This is a genomic window from Acetobacter fallax (assembly GCF_011516735.1).
Taxonomy (GTDB): domain Bacteria; phylum Pseudomonadota; class Alphaproteobacteria; order Acetobacterales; family Acetobacteraceae; genus Acetobacter; species Acetobacter fallax.
In genome coordinates this window covers 1-4,220 of the sequence record NZ_WOSX01000091.1, presented here as the reverse complement: position 1 = coordinate 4,220, position 4,220 = coordinate 1, and the positions used below count along the sequence as shown (strand labels likewise).

General features: G+C 54.8%; 3 protein-coding genes. All 3 read right to left on the bottom strand.

Features of this window, described 5'->3' with window-relative positions:
• Positions 1 to 272: 272 nt before the first annotated feature.
• Genes GOB85_RS18360 through GOB85_RS18350 form a run of 3 tightly spaced genes read right to left on the bottom strand, consistent with a single transcriptional unit; the run spans position 273 to position 3,832 of the window.
• Positions 273 to 1,628: a c-type cytochrome gene (locus GOB85_RS18360; protein ID WP_173578817.1), complete on the bottom strand. Its 1,356-nt coding sequence runs from the start codon at positions 1,626 to 1,628 to the stop codon at positions 273 to 275.
• Entirely contained in the window at positions 1,621 to 3,258 is a 1,638-nt protein-coding gene (locus GOB85_RS18355; protein ID WP_173578818.1) for a GMC family oxidoreductase, read from the bottom strand. The genes GOB85_RS18360 and GOB85_RS18355 overlap by 8 nt, the downstream gene beginning before the upstream one ends.
• A gap of 19 nt (positions 3,259 to 3,277) precedes the next feature.
• The gene (locus GOB85_RS18350; RefSeq protein ID WP_173578819.1) at positions 3,278 to 3,832 is read right to left on the bottom strand and encodes a sorbitol dehydrogenase family protein; all 555 of its coding nucleotides are present in this window, start codon (positions 3,830 to 3,832) and stop codon (positions 3,278 to 3,280) included.
• Between the last annotated feature and the right edge of the window lie 388 nt (positions 3,833 to 4,220).

The window sequence follows — 4,220 nt, the reverse complement described above, 5'->3', positions numbered from 1 at the left end:
GCTCGTCCCACCGCGGGAGGCGATGGCGGCAAAGTGAGGTGAAGAGGCCAATCAGGCTAACCCCACGGTGCTTTCATCCGCAATCACAACAAGGCTTTTTCAACACAATCAAGCGAGAGCGGACACCAGAATTCTGATTATTGAATATAAATAATTACGCCTGCCGGGACGGCGAAGGGCCATCTAGGCAGGCGTAACAATTGCATAACCGAAAACGGTCAGTGGCAGGCATCTGGGGGAGTGACTTCCCGAGTGCCTTCCTCTGAAAAAGATTATTTATTGCGGAATTCAGCCACTTTCTCTGCCATCACATGCGGATCGCCGCTGCCAAAACTAGCCATTACATAATTGACAAGGCTAGCGATTTCGCTGTCACTCAGGCGCTGCACCTGTGAATGTGCGGCGAAGCCGGGCATCGCCGCATGATCTTTCCCGGCCGTCCGGTCAACACCGTTCAGTATAACCATGATCAGGTTGTCAGGTCGCATCGTGCCCACCGTCGAGTTGGTAAACAGAGACGGTGCATAATGGTTGGCAGTGCCTGCACCATCACGCCCGTGACACGCCGCACAATTGGCGTCAAAGATGTGTGGCCCCGTCATCTCAGACAGATCATCAATCCGGGTCGGTGTTTTAGTGCGAATATCGGGCTCATTCACGGCCTGGCCAAAGCTGTCCCGCGCCTTGTGTTCAAGATCATCTTCTATGGCGGGGACCTGCTTTATATAGGCCGCGAGAGCCTGCAGATCGCTGTCCGTGAGTTTACTTGTGCTGTGTTCAACCGCCTCGCCCATCGGGCCAGCTGCCTGTCCCCGGCCCTGAACACGACCGGTACGAAGATAAGCGACAACGTCCTCCTCGCTCCAGTCCCCGATGCCACTGGTCGCACTTGATGTAATATTTGGCGCATACCAGCCGCTCAGTGGTGCGCCTGCCACATAGCGATCGTGCTTTTCACCAAGCATGAAATCGCGTGGTGTATGACAGGTGCCGCAGTGCTCCAGCGCATTTGCCAGATACTTCCCCCGGCGCAGTTTGTCATAGGTGGCAGAGTCACCCGTTTCCTGTGTTTCCTTCGTGGCGAACAGATTCCACGCAGTCATCGATGACCGCATGCTGGCCGGGAAACTGAGGGATGTTGGCGGAGGGCTTTCCGCAACGGGAATCACCTTGTGCATAAACCATGCATACAGGGCGCGTACATCCTGATCGGTCATTCCTGAATACGAGACGTAAGGCATGACAGGATACAGATATGATCCATCGCCGCGTACACCATGTCGAACGGCCTGATCAAACTGCTGTTCAGTATATTTCCCGATCCCGTGCTCCGGATCAGGAGTGATGTTGGTCGAAATTACATCGCCCATTGGCGTGCCGACTCTCAGACCGCCTGCAAAGGGTTTGCCTCCTTTGCTTGTATGACAGGCAATGCAGTCCGCCGCTGTCGCGATATACGCACCGCGCGCCAGAGTGGCCTCATCATCGGGGCCGGCTCCCGGGATGGAAGCGCCCCGACCGGCCGGGGCCGGATCGGCGTCTGCGGCAAGCGCTGTGCCTGCGCCGGCTCCTCCAAGGAAAGTCCCTGCTACCAGCAGGGTATAAAAGGCTCTTCTGAAATCAGGCATGAATGAGTTCTTTTTTCAGCGTGTCGGCAACGCGTAGCGCCAGAGCCGCCACGGTGAGGGTAATATTGCCGGTTCCCACGGACGAAAAGACTGAGGAACTGGCAATAAACAGGTTCTCGTGATCATGCGTGCGGCAATGCCCGTCCACTACGGAATCCTTCGGATCCACGCCCATGATGGTGCTTCCCGCAGGATGGTCCTGAGGGAAGTAGCCTGGCGTCCACTGCTCATCCGTGCCGTGCATCAGGCCAATGAGCTGACGAAAGACTTCACGTGTATTGTCGCAGCTGCGAACCGTATATTCAGGCAGTTTATAATAAACATCCGGATGTGGGATGCCGAGCATATCCTTCTTTGTCGTGCTCAGCGTCAGGCGGTTATCCGGATCCGCCAGGCCTTCATTATGACTGAAAAGTCGAACCGTATGAGAAGCGAGGTAGCGGATCTGTTCTTCCAGTTCGCGTCCCACATAGCCTTTTGAAATCGCCAGCTGGGTCGCCAGATCCACCTGGTTGTCATCGACCATATGAACGAGATATGCTCCCCGTTCGTTACGCCAGGAGCCATCCCGGAAATTGTCGATCACGTTGGTTTCAAGTGGCCCGCGACCCGGCCACCAGGCTCCATCACCACTGATGAACGTGACCTGCACGCCTGTGTGATCCATCATATTCCGACCAACATGCCCGGAACTGTTGGCTACACCATTCGGGCTCTGCTCATCTGCCGACACCAGGAGTAGTTTCGCGGTTTCAATGCAGTGCGCTGCGATGACAAAATATTTGCCAGTCACGCGATGTGATCCTTTGTCAGGATCAAAGTAATGCACTGCCGTCGCTTTCTTGTTAGCACTGTCACGCTCAATTTTGTAAACAACAGCGTTCGGGATGAATTTCGCTCCGGCTGCCTCTGCATCGTAAACAGAATAACTTCCGTTATACATTGCCCCGATCGGGCAGATCGGCATGCAATTGTTATGTCCTTCGCAGGTCGGACGCCGATCATAAGGTCGGGTGTTTCGGGCCTGGGGCTCATGCACGACGCGCCACGGCGTCTTTTCCGTAATCAGAGTACGAAACTGCTGAGCTGCATAAGATATAGGCAGCGCATCCATCGGGTAGGGCTGCTTGCGCGGTGAACCCAGATCCTCAACTGCCGGGTCAGGGCCACAAACTCCCATCATGACTTCTGCCTGAAAGTAGAACGGCTCCAGATCGTCATATTTCAGGGCCCAGTCGCGACCCTGTCCATACCGTGTCTTTAATTCGAAATCAGACGGCAGATAACGCCAGGCGCAGCCAGCCCAGTGCCAGGTCGTACCACCCATCATACGCAGATAAACCTGCTGATACGCTTCAGCATCCGGCCCTGAAGTATGCAGATAGTCATTCGGTGTCTGCTGATCAGGTGGATGTCGTGCCCACGGGACGGCCGGGAAAGGTCCCTGATAAGACGGTTTGTTTTCCAGATTGCGGAAGTTCTCGACAAAATGCTGGCGATCCACGCGCGGACCCGCTTCCAGCACAATGACCGAGATACCCGCCCGCGCCAGTTCGTTGGCAATGGAGCTGCCTGCAACGCCTGATCCGACGATCACGACGTCAGCGGAAAGATTCTCTTCGGAAGACATAAACTGACCGATCTCGTTCTCAGGTGGGCTCTATGACGAATTTTGAAGGTGACAAAGCAGGTTGCCCATTGGGCAGAGCCACCTCAGGAGGTTTCGTTGTCCAGTAAAACGGACCACCTGCGGCATAGGTCTTCGGGTAAACCGCATCTTTGGTGATGTCGAACATCAGCGCAGAGCGATAGACCACGACTTTCCCGTCCGCCACGCCGCGATACCAGCCAGTCATGACGTCATGAATGGTATCCTTCAGAACCGCATCCTGTTTTTCTGCTGCTCGCGCGAAATCGGCAGCACTGGCGAAGCTGCCTTTGGTCAGAAGATCATACAGCGTCTGAATTTGCTCTTTGCGAGCCGGATTGTTCTGAACAACTCCGGCGCACAGTGCCACTCCGATCCGCTGATCAAGTGTGTCGCGATCTGTCAGCCGATGTGACACCGCCATAAACATTGGAATGAGCGGGTCGGAGCCTGTGGCCTGCACGTCATGGGCATGCTGATTCTGAGCACTGGCTTTTACAGCACTACCAACAAGCGCAGCACTCATGCCCCTGAGCAGCGTATCGCGTCGTGACATGCGCAGAAGTCTGCTTAGCCGCATGGCATTTGGCGAGATATGCCACTGGCAACGAGACTGACCGTCCCGATCCTTTCTCATAACGTATACCCTTCACGTGGGTGCCTGCGCGACAGAATGCGGCATGCAGCGTGTGCTAACTTCATTAGCTTCGGGGTAAAGCGAGACTGGTCAATCCGCAACCTGCGGGAAGCGAAAACAGGGTATGACAATCTGATGACCTGATATTTGAAAACTCTTTGAAAGCCCTCCATACATCGATCGTGATCTGATATCCCTGAGAGTCCGATCCGAAAGTTTTTGAACAATACCAGCCTGTTGTGATTCATCCGTCTTTACGAAGAGATGGAGTGAATGGTGACATGGACTGGTATTGCCCGACGTGAAC